Origin of the sequence: Amycolatopsis sp. WGS_07 (assembly GCF_045278895.1) — a bacterium.
Classification (GTDB): Bacteria; Actinomycetota; Actinomycetes; order Mycobacteriales; family Pseudonocardiaceae; genus Amycolatopsis.
In genome coordinates, this window is the sequence record NZ_CP136053.1 from 52,499 (window position 1) to 76,400 (window position 23,902).

At 69.8% G+C, this 23,902-nt stretch carries 20 protein-coding genes and 1 pseudogene; 13 read left to right on the plus strand and 8 right to left on the minus strand.

Translation table 11 applies throughout. From position 1 onward, the window contains the following. The first annotated feature begins 55 nt into the window (after positions 1-55). Together RPX00_RS00235 and RPX00_RS00240 are read left to right on the plus strand one after the other, a co-directional pair. Entirely contained in the window at positions 56-997 is a 942-nt protein-coding gene (locus RPX00_RS00235) for a hypothetical protein (RefSeq protein ID WP_406636243.1), read from the plus strand. Further along, on the plus strand, positions 994-1,662 hold the full coding sequence (locus RPX00_RS00240) for an ATP-binding cassette domain-containing protein (protein WP_406636245.1): 669 nt from the start codon (positions 994-996) through the stop codon (positions 1,660-1,662). Before RPX00_RS00235 ends, RPX00_RS00240 begins: the two co-directional genes overlap by 4 nt. A 6-nt stretch (positions 1,663-1,668) precedes the next feature. Here RPX00_RS00240 and RPX00_RS00245 read toward each other — a convergent pair whose 3' ends face one another. Next, positions 1,669-3,294 (minus strand): acyl-CoA synthetase, encoded by a 1,626-nt coding sequence (locus tag RPX00_RS00245; protein ID WP_406636247.1) that lies wholly within the window; start codon positions 3,292-3,294, stop codon positions 1,669-1,671. Positions 3,295-3,492: 198 nt separating this feature from the next. Between RPX00_RS00245 and RPX00_RS00250 the strand changes: the two genes are divergently transcribed. Then, complete coding sequence (locus RPX00_RS00250) at positions 3,493-5,187, plus strand: bifunctional 3'-5' exonuclease/DNA polymerase (protein WP_406636249.1); 1,695 nt, start codon at positions 3,493-3,495, stop codon at positions 5,185-5,187. A 152-nt stretch (positions 5,188-5,339) separates the two neighbouring features. Further along, entirely contained in the window at positions 5,340-5,738 is a 399-nt protein-coding gene (locus RPX00_RS00255) for a hypothetical protein (protein ID WP_406636251.1), read from the plus strand. Positions 5,739-5,741: 3 nt separating this feature from the next. Here RPX00_RS00255 and hrpA read toward each other — a convergent pair whose 3' ends face one another. The 3 genes and pseudogenes from hrpA to RPX00_RS00270 form a co-directional block, all read right to left on the minus strand. Continuing rightward, positions 5,742-9,617 carry an ATP-dependent RNA helicase HrpA gene (gene hrpA / locus RPX00_RS00260; RefSeq protein WP_406636253.1) on the minus strand — a complete coding sequence of 1,292 codons (3,876 nt, stop codon included), beginning with the start codon at positions 9,615-9,617 and terminating at the stop codon, positions 5,742-5,744. A 75-nt stretch (positions 9,618-9,692) separates the two neighbouring features. Then, positions 9,693-10,885: pseudogene (locus RPX00_RS00265) on the minus strand (cation:proton antiporter). Positions 10,886-10,925: 40 nt separating this feature from the next. Further along, positions 10,926-11,243 carry a hypothetical protein gene (locus tag RPX00_RS00270; protein WP_406636255.1) on the minus strand — a complete coding sequence of 106 codons (318 nt, stop codon included), beginning with the start codon at positions 11,241-11,243 and terminating at the stop codon, positions 10,926-10,928. Positions 11,244-11,531: 288 nt separating this feature from the next. On the opposite strand from RPX00_RS00270, the gene RPX00_RS00275 reads away from it, so the two are divergent. After that, on the plus strand, positions 11,532-12,380 hold the full coding sequence (locus RPX00_RS00275; RefSeq protein WP_406636257.1) for a chitosanase: 849 nt from the start codon (positions 11,532-11,534) through the stop codon (positions 12,378-12,380). A 24-nt stretch (positions 12,381-12,404) separates the two neighbouring features. Here RPX00_RS00275 and RPX00_RS00280 read toward each other — a convergent pair whose 3' ends face one another. Genes RPX00_RS00280 through RPX00_RS00290 form a run of 3 tightly spaced genes read right to left on the minus strand, consistent with a single transcriptional unit; the run spans position 12,405 to position 14,580 of the window. Continuing rightward, entirely contained in the window at positions 12,405-13,400 is a 996-nt protein-coding gene (locus RPX00_RS00280) for a PHP domain-containing protein (protein WP_406636259.1), read from the minus strand. 18 nt (positions 13,401-13,418) lie between these two features. Beyond that, positions 13,419-13,922, minus strand: a complete 504-nt coding sequence (locus RPX00_RS00285) for a metallophosphoesterase family protein (protein WP_406636261.1) — start codon at positions 13,920-13,922, stop codon at positions 13,419-13,421. Positions 13,923-13,926: 4 nt separating this feature from the next. Then, positions 13,927-14,580, minus strand: a complete 654-nt coding sequence (locus RPX00_RS00290; protein WP_406636263.1) for a GntR family transcriptional regulator — start codon at positions 14,578-14,580, stop codon at positions 13,927-13,929. Positions 14,581-14,699: 119 nt separating this feature from the next. Here RPX00_RS00290 and araD point away from each other — a divergent pair, with 119 nt between their 5' ends. Both araD and RPX00_RS00300 read left to right on the plus strand, forming a co-directional pair. After that, positions 14,700-16,418 carry an L-arabinonate dehydratase gene (gene araD, locus RPX00_RS00295; protein WP_406642717.1) on the plus strand — a complete coding sequence of 573 codons (1,719 nt, stop codon included), beginning with the start codon at positions 14,700-14,702 and terminating at the stop codon, positions 16,416-16,418. A gap of 124 nt (positions 16,419-16,542) precedes the next feature. Then, complete coding sequence (locus RPX00_RS00300; protein WP_406636264.1) at positions 16,543-18,321, plus strand: VanW family protein; 1,779 nt, start codon at positions 16,543-16,545, stop codon at positions 18,319-18,321. Here the strand turns inward: RPX00_RS00300 and RPX00_RS00305 are convergent. Beyond that, the gene (locus RPX00_RS00305; protein WP_406636266.1) at positions 18,302-18,979 is read right to left on the minus strand and encodes a TetR/AcrR family transcriptional regulator C-terminal domain-containing protein; all 678 of its coding nucleotides are present in this window, start codon (positions 18,977-18,979) and stop codon (positions 18,302-18,304) included. The two genes, RPX00_RS00300 and RPX00_RS00305, sit on opposite strands and share 20 nt — an antisense overlap. Before the next feature lie 79 nt (positions 18,980-19,058). Here RPX00_RS00305 and RPX00_RS00310 point away from each other — a divergent pair, with 79 nt between their 5' ends. The 6 genes from RPX00_RS00310 (at position 19,059) to RPX00_RS00335 (ending at position 23,616) form a co-directional block, all read left to right on the plus strand. Next, complete coding sequence (locus RPX00_RS00310) at positions 19,059-19,616, plus strand: ester cyclase (protein ID WP_406636267.1); 558 nt, start codon at positions 19,059-19,061, stop codon at positions 19,614-19,616. A gap of 42 nt (positions 19,617-19,658) precedes the next feature. Continuing rightward, entirely contained in the window at positions 19,659-20,429 is a 771-nt protein-coding gene (locus RPX00_RS00315; protein ID WP_067582806.1) for an ABC transporter ATP-binding protein, read from the plus strand. Continuing rightward, a complete protein-coding gene (locus RPX00_RS00320; RefSeq protein WP_406636270.1) occupies positions 20,405-21,769 on the plus strand; it encodes a hypothetical protein in 1,365 nt (454 codons plus the stop codon). Before RPX00_RS00315 ends, RPX00_RS00320 begins: the two co-directional genes overlap by 25 nt. Continuing rightward, complete coding sequence (locus RPX00_RS00325; protein WP_406636273.1) at positions 21,769-21,987, plus strand: hypothetical protein; 219 nt, start codon at positions 21,769-21,771, stop codon at positions 21,985-21,987. The genes RPX00_RS00320 and RPX00_RS00325 overlap by 1 nt, the downstream gene beginning before the upstream one ends. Positions 21,988-22,231: 244 nt before the next feature. Continuing rightward, positions 22,232-22,429 carry a YciI family protein gene (locus RPX00_RS00330; RefSeq protein WP_406636275.1) on the plus strand — a complete coding sequence of 66 codons (198 nt, stop codon included), beginning with the start codon at positions 22,232-22,234 and terminating at the stop codon, positions 22,427-22,429. Beyond that, positions 22,426-23,616 carry an RNA polymerase sigma factor gene (locus RPX00_RS00335; RefSeq protein ID WP_406636277.1) on the plus strand — a complete coding sequence of 397 codons (1,191 nt, stop codon included), beginning with the start codon at positions 22,426-22,428 and terminating at the stop codon, positions 23,614-23,616. The genes RPX00_RS00330 and RPX00_RS00335 overlap by 4 nt, the downstream gene beginning before the upstream one ends. Positions 23,617-23,902: the final 286 nt, after the last annotated feature.

Consider the following 23,902-nt stretch of genomic DNA (forward strand, 5'->3'; position numbering starts at 1 on the left):
CGTGCCTGTGTCGGACTCGGCACGGTCGGTTACCAGTGGGGGCGGTCGGCGGGACATGACGCAGCGAGAGCATGCGGACCACGCCGGTCCGGACGCCGGCAGAGGTGCCCGGACCGCGTTCGCGAGCGCGCTGCGCGCCGCGATCGGAGCGAGCGGCCTTTCCCTCGACCGGATTCAGGCGCGGCTGCGCGCCCGCGGCGCGACGGTCAGCGTCACCGCGCTCAGCTATTGGCAGTCGGGCAAACGCCAGCCGGAGCGGGCCGGATCGCTGTCCGCGGTCCGCGTGCTGGAGGAAATCCTCGACGTCCCCGACGGCGCGCTGCTCGGCCTGCTGCCGCCGCCCCGTCCGCGCGGCGCGAGCAAGCGTGACCGAGCGGGCGAGGAACCGGTCACCTTCACGCGCGAGATCCTGCAGCCGCTGCTGGACCGCGTCGGCGCGCCCGACGCGCTGGACCAGCAGCATCAGCTGCGGCTGGTCGGCCTGCACGACCGGTGCGACATCGCGGCCGACGGCGGCCAGCTCGCGGTCACCTCGCGCGCGGTGTTCCAGTCCGGTGCGGACGGTCAGGACCGCTGGCTGCTGGTGTACGCGCAGGGCGACGCGACGGCGGTGCCCGACTTGCATCCGGTGCGCAACTGCCGCGTCGGACGCGCCGAAGTGGACGACGACCACGGCATCCTGGTGGCCGAACTGCTCTTCGACCGCGCGCTGGAACGCGGCGAGACGCACCTCATCGAGTACACCCTGCGCAACGCCGGGCCGCCGTATCCGCACTGCCGCTCCACGCACTACCGGGAATTCCGCCGTCCGGTCCGCGAATACCTGCTGGAGGTCCGCTTCGATCCGACCGCGGTGCCCGCCCGGTGCTGGCAGTACGCGAACGCCACCGACGAAGCCCCGTCGCGGCGGCGCCTGCGGCTCGACAGCGGCAACGGCGTGCACGCGATCGCGCTGGACTTCGGGCCGGGGATCTTCGGCATCGGCTGGGGTCCGTGATCCCGGGCGCCGAGCTGCGCGACCTGACTGTCCAGGTCGACACGGGACGGTGGAGCGAGCGGGTCCTGGACTCAGTGCGGCTCGTGGTGCCTGCGGGGCGGATCACCGCGTTGCTCGGCGAATCCGGGTGCGGCAAATCCATGGCCGCGGCGGCGTTGACGGGTTCGCTTCCGTCGGTCGCGCGCAGTACTGGGGACGTGTACGTCAACGGCACCGTCTGTTTGGTGCCGCAGGCCGGGGTCACGGCGTTCGCCGCGGAGCGAACCGTCGGCGAGCAACTGCGTGGCCGGGGTGTCGAGGAAGCCTGCAAGGCAGCGGTCTACCCGATGGAGGCGCTGGACCTTTATCCGCACCAGCATTCGAGCGGGCAGATCCAGCGGGCCGCGCTCGCCTTGGCCCTGCTGTCCGAACCGGACGTGCTCGTCGTCGACGAACCCAGCGCCTCCCTCGACCGCGGCACCGCCTACGAGGTGTGGGCCGCCCTGCGCGCTTATGCCGATGCGGGTGCCGCCGTGCTGACCATCACGCACGACGGCGCGCTGCTGGCCGAGACCGGGTTCGCCGACGCGATGACGTTCCTGCGCGACGGCCGCGTCATCGCCGCCGGGACGCCCGCGGAGATCCGCGCCCTCGAAGATCCTTACGTGGAGGGCTTTTTTCAGTGACCCCGCTCAGCTCAGCTTGGTGCGCAACACCTTCCCGGTAGCGTTGCGCGGCAACTCGTCCAGGAACTCCACATCCCGGGGCACCTTGTAGCGCGCCAGATTCGCCTTCACGTACTCGCGCACGCCGTCCTCGTCCAGCGTGGAGTCTTTGGTGCGCACCACGAACGCCTTGAGCCGCTCTCCGAAGTCCGGGTCCTCGACGCCGATCACCGCGGCTTCGAGGACGTCTTCGCGCTCCACCAAGAGGTTCTCCACCTCGATCGGGAAGACGTTCTCGCCGCCGGAGACGATCATTTCGTCGTCGCGGCCGTCGATGAACAGCAGGCCGTCCTCGTCGAAGTGGCCGACGTCGCCGCTGGAGAGCAGGCCGTCGATGATCTCTTTGTTGCGGCCGTCGGTGTAGCCGCCGAAGCTGAGCCCGCTGCCGACGAACACCCGCCCGGTCACGTGCGGCTCAGTGATCTTGGTGCCGTGCTCGTCGTACAGCGCGACGCGACAGCCAACCGGCGCGCGTCCGACCGTGCCGGGTGCGCGTTTCCAGTCCTCCGGCGTCGCGACTGTCGCCACCGCGACCTCCGTGGAGCCGTACAGGTTGTGCACCACGTCGCCGAATTCCTCGTTCGCCCGGTTGCCGAGATCGGGCGACAGCGCGGAGCCGGCGACGAAGATGATCCGCAGGCACGAGGTGTCGTACCGGTCGCGGACCTCCTTCGGCAGGTCGACGATCCGCTGCAGCATCGTCGGGACCAGCACGAGCGCGGTGCACCGGTGCTTGGCGACGCCCTTCAGCGTGGCCTCCGGGTCGAACTTCCGGCGCATCACCACCGTGCAGCCGAGCGCGAAGCTGAGGATGAACTGCGACAGCCCGGTGCCGTGGAACAACGGCGCGCCCATGAAGGTCGCCTCGCCGGAGCGCAGCGGGATGCGGTCCAGGAACTGCGCCGAGGCCAGCGCGGACGTGTGCGGCCGCGGCGCGCCCTTGGGGGTGCCGGTGGTCCCGCTGGTGAGCAGCACGAAGCCACCGGGTTTGGCGGGCGCGGGCAGCGGCCGGTCGTCGGTGCTGGCGATGATCTCGGCGAGCACCGGGATCTCGTGCCCGCCCGGTTCGTCGACCCAGGCCAGGTAGCGGTCGACGTCCCCGTCGATCGCGTCGAGCAGGCCGGTGAACTCCTGGTCGTAGACGAGCGCGGTGACGCCCTCGCGCTTCGCGACGTCGGCGAACTGCGGTTTGGCGAACCCGGTGTTCATCAGCAGCAACCGCGCGCCGAGCTTGCCCGAGGCGGCCATCGTGAGCACCAGCCCGCGATGGTCGCGGCACAGCGCGGCGATCACCGAACCGGGGCCGAGCCCGCGCTGCGACCAGGCGCGGGCGAGCGCGTTGGACTGGTCGTCGAGCTGTTTGAAGGTGAGCGGGCCGAGGTCGTCGACGATCCCGACGGCCGTCGAATCGCGCCGGGCCGCGATGTGGTTCGCGCCGGCGAACGGACCGTACTTGCGGATCGCGACGAGGGAGCGCAGGCCCTCGTCGAGGCGGGGAAACGGCACCAGCCCGGCGCGGCGCATCACCTCGACGCTGCGCACGGTCTCGCTCAGCTTGCCGGCCACCTGGCCGGCCAGCTCGGCCACACTCATCCGGGCACCTCCATTGCTGCGGCGGGGAGCGCCCACGCCGACGGTCTCCGTACCGCCGGTATGGGAGTTACTCGACAGTAAAGCAAGGCCCGGCCGCGCACCAGTGCCCGGCCGGGGAGGAAATTCCCGGCGCTGGTCACGGACCGTCGGGGCGCCGGGTGCGCGGAAATTGTCGGTGCTGGTCCGCACAATGTGACGGTGCAGGTGATCACCGGCCTGGAGGAAGACTCCGGCTACACGATCGAGGGCCCCTCGGGGACCCTCCGCGGGCTGTCGCGCGCCGACTGGGCCGACGAGATACGTCGGCTGGAGGCGGCCGAGAGCCCGCGCTGGGTGCTGCCCTCGGCCGAGGAGATCTACCCGGTGCTGGTCAAGGCCGGGGTGCGGCTGGGCCGGTGCTACGACCTGTCGCTCGCCGAAGGGCTGCTGCTCGCCTACGAGGGCCGGGAGGGCGAATCGCGCAGTTTGCGGGCGGCGTGGGCCCGGGCGAACGGGGAGGAACCGCCCGACGACGGCCCGGCCTTCGGCGAGGACGCGCAACCCACGCTGTTCTCCCCACGCGGCCCCGGCCTTCCACCGGGAGTCACCGTCGTCGCCGCTGCCCGCCGGGTCCTGGCTGAGCAGGAGAAACGCGTCGCCGCCACCGAGGCCCCGGCCCGGATGCGGCTCCTGCTCGCCGCCGAATCAGCCAGCGCACTGGCCGCCGCCGAAATCTCGGCAGCCGGGCTGCCCTGGCGCGCGGACCGGCACCTGCAGTTGCTCGAAGAACGCCTCGGCCCGCGCGTACCCGCTGGCCAGCGGCCGAAAGCCCTGGTCGACCTAGCGGCGAAGATCTCGGCGGCGCTGGGCGGACGGCCGGTCAACCCGGACTCGTCAGCCAGCGTCGTACGCGCGCTGGCCAGGGAGGGCATCGAAATCCCGTCCGCGCGGAAGTACCTGCTGCAGGACATCGACCACCCCGCGGTCGCGCCGCTGCTGGAGTACAAGGAACTGTCGCGGCTGCACTCGGCCAACGGCTGGGCGTGGCTGGACGAATGGGTCACCGACGGACGCTTCCGCCCGCACTACGTGGTCGGCGGCGTAGTGTCCGGCCGCTGGGCCACCCGCGGCGGCGGGGCGCTGCAGATCCCGCGCGCGCTGCGCTCGTGCGCTTCGGCGGACCCGGGCTGGAAACTCGTCGTAGCCGACGGCGCGCAACTGGAGCCACGCGTCCTCACCGCGCTTTCCGGCGACCGCCGCCTGGCCGAAGTCGCCGCGGCCACCGACCTGTACGCGCGGCTGGCGGAAGCCCTGTTCTCCGGCACCCGCTACGTCCCGCTCCGCCCCGGCGACACGCGAGACGACCGTTCCCGCGCGAAGATCGCCATGCTGTCGGCGATGTACGGCGGGACTTCCGGGGAGGCTGGTCCGCTGCTTGCCTTGCTGCGCCAACGTTTCCCGGACGCGGTGTCCTATGTGGAGCATGCCGCGGCCGCTGGCGAACGGGGCGAGCGAGTCCGGTCCCGGCTCGGCCGGACGTCCCCCGCTCCGTCCGCTGCCTGGCGAGCTTTGACGGGTGGCCTCACCGAGGACGAGGCAACGGAAACCCGCGCGCGCCGTGCGTCACGGAGCTGGGGGCGGTTCACGCGGAACTTCGTGGTGCAAGCCAGCGCGGCCGACCTGACGGCGGTGTTGCTGGCCACCCTGCGCGGCCGGCTGCCGGAACCGGCGCATCTGGTGTTCTTCCTGCACGACGAGGTGATCGTGCACGCGCCCGCCGAACTGGCGGACGAGGTCGCGGCGATCGTGGAGACGTCGATCCAGGAAGCGGCCCGGCTGGTGTTCGGAGAGGCTTGTCCGGTGCGATTTCCGATGGACGCGAAATCGGTGGACAATTATGCGGAGGCGAAATGATCAGCTGACTCAGCTTCCCCACCAACCACATGGGCGAGGCCGGGAAATCCGTTTGGCGGAGCGCAATGTTGCCGTCGGTGGTGCTCACCGCGCCGCATTCCACCGCAAAGGCGCTATCCGCCAGGCGACGATGATCAGTACCTTCGTGCTCCATGGCGGGGAGAAAAAGGAAAAAGAAAACCGGCAGCCTCTGGAGCTTTCTGGCCTTTATCGCGGTCATCGCCCTGTGGGCGATCCCGGCGATCGGGCCGGGCGTCATCGCTGTCTTGTCTGCCTTCGTGGTGCTGTACGGCCTCTTTCAAGCACCGACCTGGTGTTGCGCGCCCACCCGGAAAAACGAGTTCTGCCGCAACAACGCCAACGGCATCCTGCTCGGCTGCCATCTCCGGCAGCACAAATGGCAGAAGCTCAAGATGGCGTTCAAGGAGCAAGCACCGGCGAAAGCGCTCCGAAGAATGCTCAGCAACGTGAACGGAGTGGCGGCCTCGCTGTCCGCCGTCGCGGGCACGGTTTCCGCCAGCGCCGCCACCGTTACGCTCCTGGTGAAGTGATCCTCAAGCCAGCGCGTCGTCCAGCGCCTTCGTGATCCGCTTCAACGACACCGGATGCGCCGTCCCCAGTGTCTGCGCGAAGAAGCTCACTCGAAGCTCCTCGATCATCCACCGCACCTCCGCCAGCGCGGGCGACGACGTCCCCGGCGGCAACGCGGCCACCGCGTCCTCGTACTCCTTCGTGATCCACGCGACGTCAGCCATGCGCTGCAGGTCCCGCGTCTGCTCCAGCGGCAGCTTCTCCAACCGCCGCTCGATGCCGCGCAGGTACCGGACCACGTTCGACAGCCGGCCAGCGCCCGTTTCCGTCACGAAGCCCGCGTGCACCAAGCCGTCCAGCTGACGCCGGATGTCCGCCAGCGACTCGGCCGGGCCGCGGGTGTCCGCCAGGCGCGTCTCGACGTCGATGGCCGCGCGCAGGATTCGCTCGACCTCCGTCAGCACTTCCAGCACCTTCGGGTTCAAGCCCGCGCGCACCTTTTCCAGCAGTGCGGCGAAACCCGCCTCGTCCCAGACCGGACCGCCCGCGGAGGCCATCAGTGCGTCGACCGCGCAGTCGACGCAGTCCTCCAGCAGGCCCGCGACGCTGCCGTGCGGGTTGCGGTTCAGCACGAGCTTCGACGAGTTCGACAGTGAGCGGGTAATGAACTTCATCGGCGAGTTCAGGTTCAGCCGCAGCATCCGCCGCGTGCCTGCCCACATCGCGTGTTGCTGTTCGGCGGGGGTGTCGAGCAGTCGCACGGCCACCGACTTGCCCTCGTCCACCAGCGCGGGATACGCCTTGACGTCGTGGCCGCGCCGGGTGGAGGCGAACACCTTCGGCAGCTCGCCGAACGACGGCTGCACCAAGCCTGCCTTCTCAATACTGTTGGCAGCCTTGGAAATCGTCTCCCGCACGCGCGGGGCGAGACGGCGCTTCAGCTCGTCCAGATCCTTGCCCTCGGCCACTCGCTTGCCGCGCTCGTCCACCACGCGGAAGGTCATCCGGAGGTGATCCGGCACCGTCGAAAGGTCCCACGCCGAATGCGGGATGTCGATGCCGCGCATCGCGTGCAGCTCGTCGCCGAGGATGTCGAGCAGCGGACCGTCCGAAGGGGACATTCGCGTCAGCGCGTCAGCGGCCGTGTCGGGAGCTGGGACGAAGTTGCGCCGCAACGCTTTCGGCAGCGATTTGATCAGCTGCGTCGCCAGTTCGCCGCGCAGGCCGGGCACCTGCCAGTCGAAACCGTCTGGCGTCACCTGGTTCAGCACCGGCAGCGGGATGTGCACGGTCACGCCGTCGGCGTCGGCACCGGGCTCGAACTGGTAAGTCAGCTTGAAAACGTGCGTGCCTTGCGTCCACGAGTTCGGATAGTCTGATTCCCGGACCGCACCCGCGATCTCGTTGATCAGCATGGACTTCTCGAACGACAGCAGGTCCGGCTCGGTCCGCCGCGCCTTCTTCCACCAGCTGTCGAAATGCCGCACGGACACGACGTCCTCGGGCACTCGCGCGTCGTAGAACTCGAACAGCGTCTGGTCGTCCACCAGGATGTCGCGCCGCCGGGCCCGGTTCTCCAGGTCTTCGACCTCGTCCAGCAGCGCGCGGTTCTCGGCGAAGAACCGGTGGTTCGTCTGCCAGTCGCCCTCGACCAGCGCGTGCCGGATGAACATCTCGCGCGAGGTCTCCGGGTCGATCCGGCCGTAGTTCACCCGGCGGTCGGCGACGAGCGGCACGCCGTACAGCGTCACCTTTTCGGTGGCCATCACCGCACCTTGCTTGCGTTCCCAGTGCGGCTCCGAATACGAACGCTTGACCACGTGCTGGGCGAGCGGTTCGACCCAGTCCGGCTCGATCCGCGCGTTGACCCGGCCCCACAGCCGCGAGGTCTCCACCAGTTCGGCCGACATCACCCAGCGCGGCTGCTTCTTGAACAGCGCCGAACCGGGGAATACCGAGAACCGGGCCCCGCGCGCGCCGAGATAATCGCCCTTGGCCGGGTCCTTGAGCCCGATGTGCGACAGCAGCCCGGAAATCAGCGCCGTGTGCACGTGCTGCGGTTCGGCGGGCGTGGTGCTGAGCGTGATGCCGAGCGGTTTGGCGAGCTGGCGCAACTGCCCGAAGATGTCCTGCCACTCGCGGATCCGCAGGTAGTTCAGGTACTCGGTGCGGCACATCCGGCGGAACTGGTTGCCGGTCAGCGTCTTCTGCTGTTCGCTGACGTACTCCCACAGTTTGAGGTAGGAGAGGAAGTCCGACGTCGGATCGGCGAACCGGGCGTGCTGTGCGTCCGCGGCCTGCTGTTTCTCCGCCGGCCGCTCGCGCGGGTCCTGAATGGACAGTGCGGCGGCGATGATCATCACCTCGCGCACGCAGCCGTTCCGCGCGGCCTCCAGCACCATCCGGCCCATCCGCGGGTCGACTGGCAGCAGCGAGAGCTTGCGGCCGATCTCGGTCAGCTTCGAGGAATCGCCGGTCTCGAACGCGCCGAGTTCCTGGAGCAGCTGCACACCGTCGGTGACCTGGCGGCGGTCCGGCGGCTCGACGAACGGGAACGCGGCCATGTCGCCGAGCCCGAGCGACGTCATCTGCAGGATGACCGACGCCAGGTTCGTCCGCAGGATCTCCGGATCGGTGAACTCCGGCCGCGATTCGAAGTCCTCTTCGGAGTACAGCCGGATGCAGATGCCGTCCGAGGTACGCCCGCAGCGGCCCTTGCGCTGGTTCGCCGACGCCTGCGAGATCGCCTCGATCGGCAGCCGCTGCACCTTCGTGCGGTGGCTGTACCGGGAGATCCGCGCGGTGCCCGGGTCGATCACGTACTTGATCCCCGGCACGGTCAGCGACGTCTCGGCGACGTTCGTGGCCAGCACGATCCGCCGTCCGGTGTGCCGCTGGAACACCCGGTGCTGATCGGCCGCGGACAGCCGCGCGTACAGCGGCAGCACCTCGGTGTTGCGCAGCTCCAGCCGGTTCAGCACGTCCGCGGTGTCGCGGATCTCGCGTTCGCCGGAGAGGAACACGAGGATGTCGCCGGGCCCCTCGCCGGACAGCTCCTGGACCGCCTCGGCGATCGCCTGCGTCTGGTCGCGGTCCGGATCGCCCTCGGGGTCGTCCGGGTCCACGAGCGGGCGGTAGCGCACCTCGACCGGGTAGGTCCGGCCGGAGACCTCGACGATCGGCGCGTCGTTGAAGTGCCGCGAGAACCGCTCCGGGTCGATGGTCGCCGAGGTGATGATCACCTTCAGGTCGGGACGGCGCGGCAGCAGCTGCTTGAGATAGCCGAGGATGAAGTCGATGTTGAGGCTGCGCTCGTGCGCCTCGTCGATGATCAGCGTGTCGTACTGGCGCAGCATCCGGTCGGTCTGGATCTCGGCCAGCAGGATGCCGTCGGTCATCAGCTTGACCAGGGTGTCCTGGCCGGACTGGTCGGTGAACCGGACCTTGTAGCCGACGGTGTCGCCCAGTTCGGTCTTCAGCTCGCTGGCGATCCGGTCGGCGACCGTGCGCGCGGCGAGCCGGCGCGGCTGGGTGTGCCCGATCTGCCCGCGCACGCCCCGGCCCAGCTCCAGGCAGATCTTCGGCAGCTGCGTGGTCTTGCCCGACCCGGTCTCCCCCGCGACGATCACCACCTGGTGGTCGCGGATCGCGTCGCCGATCTCGTCCTTGAGCCTGCTGACCGGCAGCTCGGCGGGGTACTCGATCTTCGGCACGCTTTCGCGGCGCTGCTGCACGCGCAGCAGCGCCGTTTCGACGTCGGCGGCGATGCGCTCAGCCGTCTGCTGCTTGTCGCGAGACCGGCGCGCGCCGTCGATCCGGCGGCGGAGCCGGTGCTCGTCGCGCAGCATCAATTCGGGCAGCTGGGCGCGCAGCTCTGCGAAGGGAGATGGAGTGGACATACTTGGGCCAAGGATAGCCGTGCGTGACCGTGCTGGCTTCCGAATATGCCGCGAGTGACAGCCCGGCGCCCCGGCTCAGGACACCGGGGCCGGGCGCGGCCGGACGAGCTTGGCCGGAAGCAGCCAGGTCAGCCGGTCCGAGCGGAGCACGGCGAGCGGTCCGATCACCGCCAGGAGCAGCACGTACCCGGCGACGAACGGGGCCACTCGCGCGTCGAGCCCGGCGGTGGTCGCCATCGCCGCCAGAACCAGCGAGAACTCGCCCTGGTGAGCACGGTCAGCCCGATGTTCACGCCCTCCTGCCGGTCGAAGCCGTGCAGCCGGGCGGCGAACGCGCCGGCGGCGAGGTTCAGCACCAGCGTCAGCACGACCGCGGCGAGCACCGGGAGGACGACCGTGCCGACCGCGCCCGGGTCGATCGACAGGCCGAAGATGAAGAAGAACAGCGCGCCGAACGCGTCCCGCAGCGGCAGCACCAGCTTGTGCACCCGTGGCGCGACCTGGGAATTGCCGAGCATCATGCCGACCATGAACGCGCCGATCGCGTCGGAAACGCCCACCTCCTCGGCCACCGCGGCGCCGAGCACGGCCACGCCGACGAAGCAGACGGTGAGCAGTTCGTCGTCCGCCGAACCGAACAGCCGCGACACCAGCCGCCCGCCCCAGCGGGCCAGCGCGGCGAGCACGAGCAGGAAGCCGAACGCCTTGCCGAAGTCGGCGAGCGCCGCGCCGAAGCCGTCCGCGCCGGACAGCACCGGCTGCAGCAGCGCCAGATACAGCGCGAGGAAGAGGTCCTCCAGCACGATGATGCCCATGATCAGGCGGGATTCCCGGTTGTTCATCCGCCGGGTTTCCAGGAGCAGCTTGGTGACGATGGCCGAGGACGAGATGCCGATCGCTCCGGCGATCACCAGGGCCTCGCGCGCGCCCCAGCCCAGCGCGAAGCCGAACGCGAGCCCGCCGCCGACGTTCAGCACCAGGTACGCCAGCCCCGCGCCGGCGAGTCTGGCCCCGCCGCGGGCGAGATCGTCGAGCGAGAACTCCAGTCCGAGGTAGAAGAGCAGGAAGACGAGACCGAGCCCGGCCAGTACGCCGAACTCGGCCGGGTCGTCCACAAGGGACAGTCCGGGAGTGTGCGGGCCGAAGACGAAACCGGCCAGCATGAACAGGGGGATCGTGGGCAGCCCGATCCGGGCGCCGACGCGGGCGAGGGCGCCGGCAGCGAGAAACGCGCCGCCGACGGCCAGCAAAGCATGACCGTTGCTCATAGTGTCCTCTTGAGAGCCGGGTACAGGGGGAACCGAGTACTCAGCAGTCAGGAGGGGCCCGCGCCGCGGCGGGTACCGGCGCGCGATCCAGTTCGACCGGCGGCGCGCCGAGACACGGGACGGTGCACCCATCGGGCCGGGCGAGGCGGATCTCGCCCGGGGCATCGGCGAGCGGCAGCGGGTGCGCGGCGACGAGATGCGGGCCCTGTTCCTGCACCAGGGCCGGTTCGGGATCGTGCGGACGCGGGCCCGCCGGACCGGGGCCGGGCACGGCGACGCCGAGCAGCAGCAGGGCGGCGAGCACCACGACGAGGATGGACCGGTGCCGCGGCGCGGGAGCGGCGGCAGGAGTCGTCATCTCGATCCGAGTTTACCATGTCTTTAACCTGCACCGACGGCTCTCTTTTCGTCCACAGTGGACGATCTGGAGCCGACTCTCGCGGACCTGACCGCTTTTCGGCCGCCTTCAGGCAATCTTCAACGTCCATAGTGGACTCCCGACGTTCACATCCGTGAAACCTCGGCGCATCCCTTGCCCTGCCGCTTCACGCTCGGTTATCGTGGCGCTACGCCGCAGCAGTACCCGGAACCGGTCATTCGCCGGTCCGGCCGCCTTGCCCACGTACCGCGGAAAGGGATTCCCCTCATGCGCAAGACGATGCGGCCCACGCTGGTCGCCGGTCTCACGGCTGCCTCGGCCCTCGCCCTCGTGTTCAGCACCCCCGCGCTCTCGGCCGCCGCCGTGCCCGCCCCGCTCGCCGCCTCGGCGTCCGTGCTCGGTTCGGGCGGCGACCTCGCGTCTCCGGAGAAGAAGGAGATCGCGATGCAGCTGGTGTCGAGCGCGGAGAACTCCTCGCTCGACTGGAAGAAGCAGTACTCCTACATCGAGGACATCGGCGACGGCCGCGGCTACACCGCGGGCATCATCGGGTTCTGCTCCGGCACCGGCGACATGCTCGAACTGGTGCAGGCCTACACCAAGTCCGTTCCGGACAACCCGCTGGCGAAATTCCTGCCCGCGCTGGAAAAAGTCAACGGCTCCGATTCGCACGAGGGTCTCGGCTCGGCCTTCGAAAGCGCGTGGAAGGAGGCCGCGGGCACCGAGGAATTCCAGGCCGCGCAGAACAGCGAACGCGACCGCGTGTACTTCGATCCGGCGGTGAACCAAGGAAAATCCGACGGTCTCGGCGCGCTCGGCCAGTTCATCTACTACGACGCCATCGTGATGCACGGACCCGGCACGAGCAGCGACAGCTTCGGCGGCATCCGCGACGCCGCGCTGTCGAAGGCGAAGCCGCCGGCACAGGGCGGCGACGAAACCGCGTATCTCAAGGCATTCCTCGACGCGCGCAAGGTCGTCATGAAGCAGGAAGAGGCGCACGCGGACACGTCCCGGGTGGACACCGAACAGCTGGTGTTCCTCAACGACGGCAACCTTGATCTGCACACGCCGCTCAAGTGGAAGGTCTACGGCGACCCGTACGAGATCAACTGACCGTCGTGAGTGGCAATCCCGGTTCTAACCGGGGTTGCCACTCACGAGACCCTCAGCGGTCCGCGTATTGATCACCCGCTCCGCCCCAATCCCCGCTTTCTCCGCCCGCTCGCACCCGTAGACCTGCCAGTCGAGCTGGCCCGGCGCGTGCGCGTCGCTGTCGATCGCGAACTCGCAGCCCAGCTCCACCGCCTGGCGCAGCAACCGCGTCGGCGGGTCGAGCCGGTCCGGCCGCGAGTTGATCTCCACCGCCACCCCGTGCTCCCGGCAGGCGGTGAACACCTTCTCCGAGTTGAACTGCGATTCCGGCCTGCTGCGTCCGCCGACGAGGCGTCCGGTGCAGTGGCCCAGCACGCGCACGTGCGGGTTCTCGACCGCGGCCAGCATCCGCGGCGTCATCTCCCGTGCTGGCATCCGCAGCTTCGAGTGCACACTCGCCACCACGAAGTCCAGTTGTCCCAACAGTTTCTCGGTCTGGTCGAGCGAGCCGTCGTCAAGGATGTCGACCTCGATGCCGTGCAGCACGCGAAACGGTGCCAGCTGCTCGTTCACTCGCGCGACTTCGTCCATCTGCGCGCGCAGCCGCTCGGCGGACAGGCCGCGCGCGACCGTCAACCGCGGTGAATGGTCAGTGAGCACGATCCACTCGTGCCCCAGCTCGCGAGCCGTCTCGGCCATCTCGGCGATCGGGCTGCCGCCGTCAGACCAGTCGGAATGCGCGTGACAGTCCCCGCGAAGCGCCGTACGCAGCGCACCGCCGTCCGGCAGCGTGCTCTTGGGCAGCTTCGCCACGTACGCAGGCGTACGGTCGTGCCACGCGTCCTCGATGACTCCCGCAGTGGCTTTGCCGATCCCCTTCAACGCCTGAAGCGTCTTCGCGCCGACGCGCGACGCCAGCTCGTCCTCGGACAACCGGTCGACCACTGCCGCGGCCTGACGGAACGCGCGCACGCGGTAAGTCGGTTCACCGGCGCGTTCGAGCTGAAAGGCGATGTCGCGCAGCGCGCGGGCCGGGTCCATGCCTCCTGTTTTACCCGCTCAGCCGCGCCGGGGCAGCTCGTGCAGCTCCACGTCGCCGAGACGGCCGTCGCGGATCTCGGCGGTCTGGTAGGTGCAGAATGGCTGCCGCCGCCGGTCGGTGGGCGAACCGGGGTTGAGCAGCCGCAGCCCGCCGGGCGTCACCGAATCCCACGGGATGTGACTGTGCCCGAAGATCAGCACGTCGACGTCCGGATACGCCGCGTCGCACCGGGCCGGGCGGCCCTTCGCGTCGCCGGTCTCGTGCACCACCGCCAGCCGGACGCCTTCCAGCGTCTCCCTGGCCACCTCCGGCAGGCGTTTCCGCAGTTCGGGGCCGTCGTTGTTGCCGTAAACGCCGATCAGCCGGGTGCTTCTGTCGGAAAGCTCGTCGAGGGTGGCCACGTCGACCCAGTCACCCGCGTGCACCACGATGTCCGCTCGCTCGACTTCGTCCCAGACCTGCGCGGGCAGTTCCTTCGCCCGTTTCGGCAGGTGAGTGTCCGCGAGAAGCAGCAACCGCACGCCGTCACTCCTCCCCGATCGCCTCGAGCACGTGGTCGAGGAACGCCGCGATGTGCGCGCGCAGCAGCTCGGCCGCGCCGTCCTCGTCGCCCTTCTTCGCGGCGGCGAGCACCGCCTTGTGCTCGTTCCATTCCTTGCGCCAGCTGGGGTTCGCGTCCCAGCCGACCACGGTGATCAGCGCCGCGCGGTCGCGCAGATCGTCCAGCATCGACACCATCAGCGGATTACCGCAGCCCGCGTACAGCGCGCGGTGGAACCGCCGGTTCAACAGGCTCAGCGTGGTCTGGTCGGCATCCGCGGCCGACGCTTCCTTGAGGATCTGCGCGGCCTCGTCGAACGACGCGCGGTCCGAAGCGCGTACGGCGCGGCGCAGCGCTTCCGGCTCCAGCACCATCCGCACGTCGTAGACCGATCGCGCCAGCTCCGCGTCGACCACGCACACCGACGCGCCCTTGTACGGGCTGAACGTGACCAGCCCGGTGTTGGACAGCACCTTGAGCGCCTCGCGCACCGGCGTCTTCGACACCCCGAGCCGCGCGGCCAGCTCCGCCTCCACGAGCTGCTGACCGGGCACCAGCTCGCGGGCGAGAATGCCGCGCCGGATCTCCTCCAGCACCACCTCGGTGCGGGAGGCGGGGAGGCTGAACGTGGACGGCATGCCGACCCTCCTGGCTTTCGCGCTCGTCCCCGCACATTCAACCAGGCGGGCGTCTCCGAGCGTCGACACGTACGATCATATATCAGATGCCATCCGCCGTCGAAAGGACCGAAGCCGCGATGAAGGCACCCGAGGACCTGCGCAGCCACCGCTGGTTCGGCGGCGACGACCTGCGGAATTTCAGCCACCGCACCCGCGCCCGGCAGCTCGGCTACGAGCCGGAGGAACACCTGGGCAAGCCGGTCATCGGCATCCTCAACACCTGGAGCGACATCAATCCGTGCCACCAGCACCTGCGCGAACGCGCGGAGCAGGTCAAGCGCGGAGTGTGGCAGGCGGGCGGATTCCCGCTGGAATTCCCGGTCGCGACGCTGTCGGAGACCTATCAGAAGCCGACGCCGATGCTGTACCGGAATCTGCTGGCGATGGAAACCGAGGAACTGCTCCGGTCGTATCCGGTCGACGGCGCGGTGCTGATGGGCGGCTGCGACAAAACCACCCCCGCGCTGCTGATGGGCGCGGCGAGCGCCGGGCTGCCGTCGATTTTCGTGCCCGCCGGGCCGATGCTGCGCGGAAACTGGCGCGGCGAGGTGCTCGGCAGCGGCACCGACATGTGGAAGTACTGGGACGAACGGCGCGCGGGCACGATCGGCGACCGCGAGCTGGCCGAGCTGGAACGCGGCCTCGCCCGCTCCCCCGGCCACTGCATGACGATGGGCACCGCGTCGACCATGACCTCAGCCGCCGAGGTGCTGGGGCTGACGCTGCCCGGCGCGGCGTCGATCCCGGCGGTCGATTCCGCGCACCACCGGATGGCCGCGGCGAGCGGCGCACGAATCGTGGACATGGTGTGGGAAGACCTCACGATCACGAAGCTCCTCGACGAACGCGCGTACGCCGACGCGATCACCACCGTGCTGGCGCTCGGCGGGTCGACCAACGCGGTGATCCACCTGATCGCGATGGCCGGACGCAGCGGGATCTCCTTGTCCCTGAAGGATTTCGACGCGATCGCGCGCCGAGTGCCGGTGCTGGCGAACATCCGGCCGGGCGGCGACTGGCTCATGGAGGACTTCTATTACGCGGGCGGCCTGCCCGGATTGCTGTCCCGCCTGACCGATCTGCTGCACCTCGACCGCGTCACCGTCACCGGGCGTCCGCTCGCCGACTCCCTCGCCGAAGCCCGCGTCCACAACGACGACGTGATCCGTCCGCGCGACAATCCGGTGGCCAGCGAAGGCGGCGTGGCCGTGCTGCACGGCAACCTCGCTCCCGGCGGAGCGGTGATCAAGCACATCGCCGCCGACCCCGCCCTGCTCACGCACACCGGTCCGGCAGTGGTTTTCGACAACTACGCGGACCTGAAGAAGCGCATCGACGATCCCGCGCTGGGCATCACCGCGGATTCCGTGTTGGTGCTGCGCGGGTCCGGTCCGCTCGGCGGCCCCGGGATGCCCGAGTACGGCATGCTGCCGATCCCGGCGCATCTGCTGGAACAAGGCGTGCGGGACATGGTGCGGATCTCCGACGCCCGGATGAGCGGCACCAGTTACGGCGCGTGTGTGCTGCACGTGGCGCCGGAATCGCACGTCGGCGGGCCGCTCGCGCTCGTCCGCGACGGGGACCTGATCACCTTGGACGTGCCGTCCCGGACCTTGCGGCTGCGGGTAGACGACGCTGAACTGGAGCGTCGTCTCGCTTCGTGGGCCGCCCCTGCGCCGCGGTTCGAGCGGGGCTACGGTGCCCTCTACGCGGAGCACATCACGCAGGCGGACGAGGGCTGCGACTTCGACTTTCTCGCCCGCGCCGGGGCCAATCCGGAACCGGACGCAGGGTGACCCCCGGGCCCCGCCGCGCACGACACAGGGTGACCGGTTTGTTCCGCTGGGGGCAGTAGTCCGGCATGTCCGGCTCGGCCCGTACGCTGTGCCCTTGACCGCAGCGAATCGAAGGGGTCGTGAGGTGCAGTACGAACCGCGCTGGCCGGAAACCGACAGCGACCAGACCGAGATCCTGCCGGTCGTGCCGCCGGAAGAACCTCCTCCCCCGCCGCGCGGACGCGGCCTGCGCAAAGCGGGCTGGATCAGCGGCGGCGTGCTCGGCGTGCTGGTCGTCGCCTACCTCATCGACCTGCTGACCAGCCAGGGCCGGGTGCCGCGCGGCGTCGTCGTGGCCGGCGTGGACGTCGGCGGGCTGGAGCGGCCGGTCGCCGAACGCGAGCTGCGCGGGAAGATCGAGCCCCGGCTCACCCAGCCGCTCACCGTCACCGCGGGCAACGCGCACACCAAGCTGTCGCCGACCGAGGCCGGGCTGCGGCTCGACTGGAGCGGCACCCTGGACCAGGCAGGCGACCAGCCGATCAACCCCTTCACCCGGCTCACGTCGTTCTTCAGCACCCGGGAACTGGGCGTCGTGTCGCACGCCGACGACGCCAAGCTCGACTCGGCGCTCGAGGAGCTGCGCGGCCGCGTCGACCGCGCTCCGGTCGAGGGCACGATCCGGTTCGACGGAGCCAACCCGGTCGCGGTCCCGCCACAGCCCGGGCAGAAGCTGGATGTCGCCGCGGCTCGCGCGAAGGTGTTGAGCGGCTGGGCTTCCAGCAGCGAACTCACGCTTCCGGTCGCGTCGGCACCGGTGCGCACCACCGCCGAGGGCGTCCAGCGGGCGCTCGCCGAGTTCGCCAAGCCCGCCGTGTCCGCGCCGGTCGTGGTCAAGGGCGAAGGCGCGGACGCGACGCTGACGCCGGAGCAGATCGCCGGCGCGCTCACGTTCGTGCCCGGCGACGGCGGCAGCCTCGCCCCGCAGATCGACCCGAAGAAGATCACCGACGCGCTCGCGCCGCAGCTGAAGTCCACCGAGCAGGAGGGCAAGGACGCGGCGATCGCGTTCTCAGGCGGCAAACCGGTCGTCGAACCGTCCGCGGACGGCAACACCGTGGACTGGGAGCAGAGCCTCAAGCCGCTGCCGAACACGCTCAAGCAGACCGACGCCCGCGAGCTGAAGGCGATCTACAAGAAGACGCCCGCGAAGGTCACCACCGAGCAGGCGGACAAGCTGGGTGTCAAGGAAGTCATCGGCGAATTCAGCACCGGCGGGTTCGCGCCCGACTCCGGAACGAACATCCGCGTGGTCGCCGAGAAGGTGAACGGCGCGATCGTGAAGCCGGGAGAAACGTTCAGCCTCAACGGGTTCACCGGTCCGCGCGGGCGTCCGCAGGGGTACGTCGAGGCGGGCGTGATCGAGAACGGCGCGCCTGCCCGCGAGGTCGGCGGCGGCATTTCGCAGTTCGCCACCACGCTGTACAACGCGGCGTACTTCTCCGGGATGAAGGACGCCGGGCACAAGGAACACAGCTACTACATCAGCCGCTACCCGGCCGCGCGCGAGGCGACGGTGTTCCAGAATCCCAATGGCGCCAGCGTGATCGACCTGAAGTTCACGAACGACTCGGACACCGGCGTCGCGATCCAGACCGTCTGGACGCCGTCGTCGATCACCGTGAAACTGTGGGGCACCAAGCGGTACACCGTCGAATCGGTTCCCGGCGAGCGGACGAACCCGACGCCGCCGCCGACGAAACCGGGCCCGGCGGAGAACTGCCACGCGTCCAACGGCGCGCCCGGGTTCACTGCGACCGACACCCGGATCCTGCGCGACGCGGCGTCGGGCCGGGAGGTTTCGCGGCACACGCGGTCGGTCCGCTACAACCCGCAGCCGAAGATCACCTGCGGGGAGCAGTAAGCCGCCGCACCACGGCGGAAACCGCGAGGTCGACGGCGAAAGCGAACTCCGCTTCGTGATCGCACCGCGCCAGATGCGGCGCGGATTCGACGACGGCGGGCAGTTCGGTCTGCTCCAGGTCGGCGCGGCGGCGGGCGATTCCGTCCTCGTCGGTGACGCCGAACGCCGGCCCCGCGCCTGCCTCGCGCAGAAGAGAGCCGACCACGACGGCCAGGAGCGAGCGCAGCAGGTGCACCGCTTCGTCGGGAGCAGCGCCTGCCTTGCGCAGCACCGAAAGCACCGCCTCGACCGGCGCGAGCGCGGCGAGCGACGGCAGCTGTCTGGTGAGAACCAGCGCGGCGGCCTGCGGATGCGCTCGCGTCGCGGTTCGGAAGGATTGGGCGATCGCGCGGAGGTCTTCCTCGGGCTGCCCGGTCAGCTCCGGTAGGTCGATCCCGCCGAGCACGTGCCCGGCGACCGCGTCGAGCAAGCCCTCTTTGCCGTCGATGTGGTGGTAGAGGCTCTTCGCGTCCACGCCCAAGCGCTGCCCGACGGTCCGCATGCTCACCGCTGCCGCTCCGTCGGCGTCGACCACTTCCAGCGCGGCCGTCAGGATCGCCTCCCGCGTCAGCCGGGCGTCGCCCTTGCGCGGGCGTCCCCGGCGCGTCGTGGTGTTCACGGTTCCATCATGGCGTACTTGCGTTAAACCCACGATGTGGATTAAATTGCGGCGTCGCTCTCCCGGCTTGGAGGAACCCGTGGACCCGTTGGCCATCCCCGCGCCGGAAGTGCTGCGCGCCCGGCAAAAGCTCGTCCTCGACCACTTCCATGACGAGGTGCGCCAGGACTGGGACGACGTGCTGGCGACGTTCCCGCATCCGCACTACGAGATCGTCCCGACGATGACCGTGCACGACGGCGAGTCCGCGGTACGCGGCTATTACGACGAAACGCGCCGCGCTTTTCCCGACCAGGACCACGAAATCATCGCGCTGCGGCACAGTGCCGATGCGGTAATCGTCGAGTTTTGGCTCCTCGGCACCCATCGCGGGCCGCTCGGTAAGATTCCCCCGACCGGACAGCGATTCCGGGTCCGGATGACCGCGTACTTCCTCTTCGACGCCGGCGAACAGCTGGTGTGCGAACGGATTTACTTCGACACGCTCACCATGCTGCGCCAGCTGCTGCGCGCGTACGACGTCCGGAAACCCGCTTCCTGGCCGAAGCTCGTTCGCGCGGTGCGCGGGCTGCTGGCGATGTCCGGCGACCCGGATCCGCGTCTTTCCGACACCACTCCGCCCGCTTTTTGTCGGTGACCCCGCGTACAGTCGGGCGCACACCACGGGAAGGGGGAACCGGTGTCCGACGACGCGGCCATGGGGCTTTACGGACTCACCAAACGGTTCGGGACCACGCTGGCAGTAGACGACGTGCGGCTGGAAGTGCCACGAGGGTCGTTCTTCGGCCTCGTCGGCCCGAACGGCGCCGGGAAAACGACGTCGCTGTCGATGGCGGTCGGCCTGCTGCGGCCCGACGCCGGCGAGGCGCGCGTGTTCGGAGTGGACGTCTGGCGGGAGCCGGAACGGGCGAAAAGCCTGATCGGCGTTCTTCCGGACGGATTGTCCATTCCGGAGCGACTGACCGGGCGGGAGCTGCTCACGTACATGGGCCTGCTGCGCGGGCTCGCGCCGGACACGGTCGCCGAACGTGCCCAGGAACTGCTCGGCGTACTGGAGCTGACCGACGCCGAGCGCACGCTCGTCATCGACTACTCCGCGGGGATGCGCAAGAAGATCGGCCTCGCGACGGCGTTGCTGCACGGGCCGCGGCTGCTCGTGCTGGACGAGCCGTTCGAGGCGGTCGACCCGGTGTCGGCGTCGACGATCCGCACGATCCTGCAGCGGTTCGTCGCTTCCGGTGGTGCGGTCGTGCTGTCGAGTCACGTGATGGCGTTGGTGGAACAGCTGTGCAGCCACGTCGCGGTGATCACGCGCGGCCGGGTCGTCGCCGCTGGCGCGGTGGCCGACGTGCGGGGCGAAGGCACGCTGGAAGACGCGTTCGTGCACATTGTCGGCGGGCGGACCGGTGGAGCGGAGGGGCTGGCGTGGTTGGCGTCCTCGTCCGACTGAAGCTGCGGGTCCTGCGCAATTCGCTGCGCGGGCGGCAGATCGCCGGAATGATCGTCGGCGGCGTCTTCGGTCTGCTGGCAGCCCTGTTCACCATCGGTGTCGCGGTGGTCCCGGTGCCGGAAGCCCGGATCACGGTCGACCTGCTCACCTCGCTCTACGCGGTCTGGATGGCGGGCTGGGTGCTCGCCCCGATCGCGACCGGCGGCGGGGACGACACCCTGCGGCCGGAACACTTCGCGCTGCTGCCGATCGGCCGTCGCAAGCTCGCGGTCGGCCTGCTGGCGGCGAGTTTCGTGGGCGTCACCGCGTTGGTGAGCCTGCTGGCGTTCCTCGGATTGGTGTTCTACGGGCTGCGCTTCGGAGCCGGCGCAGCGCTCGTCGGGCTCGTGTTCACCGTGCTGCAGCTGGCGTTCGTGGTGTTGCTGTACCGCGTGGTGATGGCCGCGCTCGGTGCGCTGCTGACGTCGCGCAAGGGCAAGGAACTGGGCATCATCCTGGTGGCGCTCACCGGGTTGTCCGGCGTCGCGGTGAACTACGTGATGAACAGCCTCGGCCCGGCGATCGTCTCCGGCCGGATGCCCGGCTTCGTCAGCGTCGTGCACGCACTGCCGTCCGGCTGGGGCACGCTCGCGGTGCACGCGGCCGGGGTCGGCGAATGGGGCACCGTCGGCGGCCTTCTCGCCGCGTTGCTCGGAGCCGTCGCGGTCTTGGTCGTGCTGTGGGGCGCGCTGCTGGCCCGCCAGGTCACCACGCCCTCGTTCCGCGGAGCCTCGCGCACCCGCGCGAAACGCACCCGCGCGCGCCGCGGCCTGCTGCCTCCGACTCCGGTAGGCGCCGTGGCACGCAAGGAGCTTTACACCTGGTGGCGAGACGCCCGCCGACGCGTCGCCCTCCTGTCAACGCTGCTCATCGGCTTCGTCATCACCGTGGTGCCATCCTTTTCCCATGGCCCGCAGTCGGTGATGCTGCCGTACTTCAGCGTCGCCGTAGTGATCTTCGCGTCCATGCAGTCCGGCAATCTGTACGGAATGGACGGCAGTTCGCTGTGGCACACGCTGGTCGTCCCCGGGGCCGAACGCGCTGACATCCGCGGCCGTCAGCTGGCGTGGGCACTGATCGTCGCCCCGTTGGCCGTGGTGCTGGCCCTCGTCCTGCCCGGCGTCACCGGCGTGCCAGGTGCGTATCCGTGGGTCCTCGGCCTGGTCCCGGCGACGCTGGGCGCGGGAGCCGGGGTCTTGATGCTGCAGTCCGTCTTCCTCGCCTTCCCCTGCCGGATCAGCGCCGCAGCGGCAGCCCGTGGTCGTCCGGCGGCCGCCCCGGCTGCGCCCGAGCCGCCCTGATGCTGGCGACGACGCTGCTCATCGTGCTCGGCGCGCTGCCGGTGGTGGCGCTGTGCGTGGCCGGGGAGCTGGCAGACCTGCCGGTGCTGCAGTGGCTGGGCATCCCGGCCGGGATCGCGACCGGTGCCGCACTGGCGTGGTGGTGGGGTTCGCTCGCGCAACAACGGCTGGTGGCCCGGGGCCCGGAACTGCTGGCGACGGTCTCCAAAGAACGGTGACGTTTTTCTTGCCGAGGTGTCGAATGGCGTCCAGCGCGTTCGTAGCCAAGGTAAGAGACCCCCGCGTTTGAGGAGTTCGCCATGAAGCAGTACCTGCTGGCCGTCCAAGCAGACGAAACCACTCACGAGACCGGTGCCGAGCTAACCGCCCAGATGGCCCGCACCACCAAGGTCACCGACGACATGAAGGCCGCCGGCGCCTGGGTGTTCGTCGGCGGCCTGCGGCCTTCTGCACGCCACCACGGTGGTCCGCCCCGCGAACGGCGGCGTCACGATGACCGACGGCCCGTTCGCCGAAACGAAGGAGCAGCTGGCCGGCTTCTGGGTAATCCAGTGCGCGGACCTGGACGAAGCCCTATCCTGGGCCGACAAATGCGCCCAGGCCTGCGGCCGCCCCATCGAAGTACGCCCGTTCGCCGACGGCCCGGAGGACGTCGCGTGACACTGGCCGCGGTCTACCGAGCCGAGTACGGCCGCTGCGTCGCCACCCTGACCCGCCTCCTCGGCGACATCGGACTAGCCGAGGAGGCCGTTCAGGACGCCTTCGCCACCGCCGTCACCGCGTGGTCCGAGTCGCTGCCAGCCAACCCCGGCGCCTGGATCGTGACCACCGCCCGAAACCGCGCGATCGACCGCCTGCGCCGGGAATCCACCCGCGAAGCCCGCCACGCGCAAGCCCTGCTCCTCCACCAGCCCGACGAACCAGCCGAGGTGGGCCCCGTGCGCGACGATCAGCTGCGGATGATCTTCACCTGCTGCCACCCGGCCCTGTCCCCGCTCGCACAGACCGCCCTGACCCTGCGCCTGCTGGGCGGCCTGGAAACCGCCGAAATCGCGCGAGCGTACCTGGTCCCGGAGCCGACGATCGCCCAGCGCATCGTCCGCGCCAAAAAGAAGATCCGCGACGCCGGCATCCCCTACCGAGTCCCCGACGAGGCCGCCCTGCCAGACCGCCTGGCGTCCGTCCTGACTGTGCTGTACCTGGTCTTCAACGAGGGCTACACCTCGACTTCCGGCACCCTGGTGCGGACAGACCTGTGCCTGGAAGCCGTCCGCCTGACCCGCGCACTGGCCGACCTGATGCCCGACGAACCGGAAGTCCAGGGTCTGCTGGCCCTGCTCCTCCTGACCGAAGCCCGCCGCCCAGCCCGCGTCGATGCCGCTGGCCACCTGGTCGTCCTGGCCGCCCAAGACCGCTCGCTCTGGAACCAGGACCTGATCGCCGAAGGCCACGCCCTGGTACGCCAATGCCTACGCCGCGGACAGCCCGGGCCGTATCAATTGCAAGCCGCCATCAACGCCGTCCACACCGACGGCGCGACGACGGACTGGCCGCAAGTACTGGCCCTCTACGACCAACTCCTAGCCCACACTCCGACCGCCGTCGTCGCGCTGAACCGAGCCGTCGCCGTCGCCGAAGTGCACGGCCCGGAACTGGCCCTGGCCATCGTGGACACCCTGGAACTCCCCGGCTACCACCTGCTACCCGCCACCAGAGCGGACTTCCTGTCCCGCTTGGGCCGCATCACGGAGGCCGATGCCGCTTATACCGAGGCGATCGCGTTGGCTACCAACGAGACCGAACGGGCTTTCCTGGAAACCCGCCGGTCCCGCCTCACTGACGGCTGAGCCCGGCCTCTCGCCTGCTGCCACTACGCGGGTCCCGCCCAGTTCCCCTGCGACGGTCCGGTTCGGCTTCTACCGCTAGGCCCGGCTGATCCCGCTCGCGCCACTGCTTGCGGAGGTCGGGCCGCTGGCGCAGCGCCTGCACGCATCAGCCCCACCAGCGCGGCACTACCCGGGCACTTCAGCCCGCCAGCACGACGCTATCCGCACACGCCAACCCATCAGCGCTGCGTCGCCTGTGCAGACGAGCCCTCAAGCACGACAGCGTCCGCACATCACGACCCGCCGA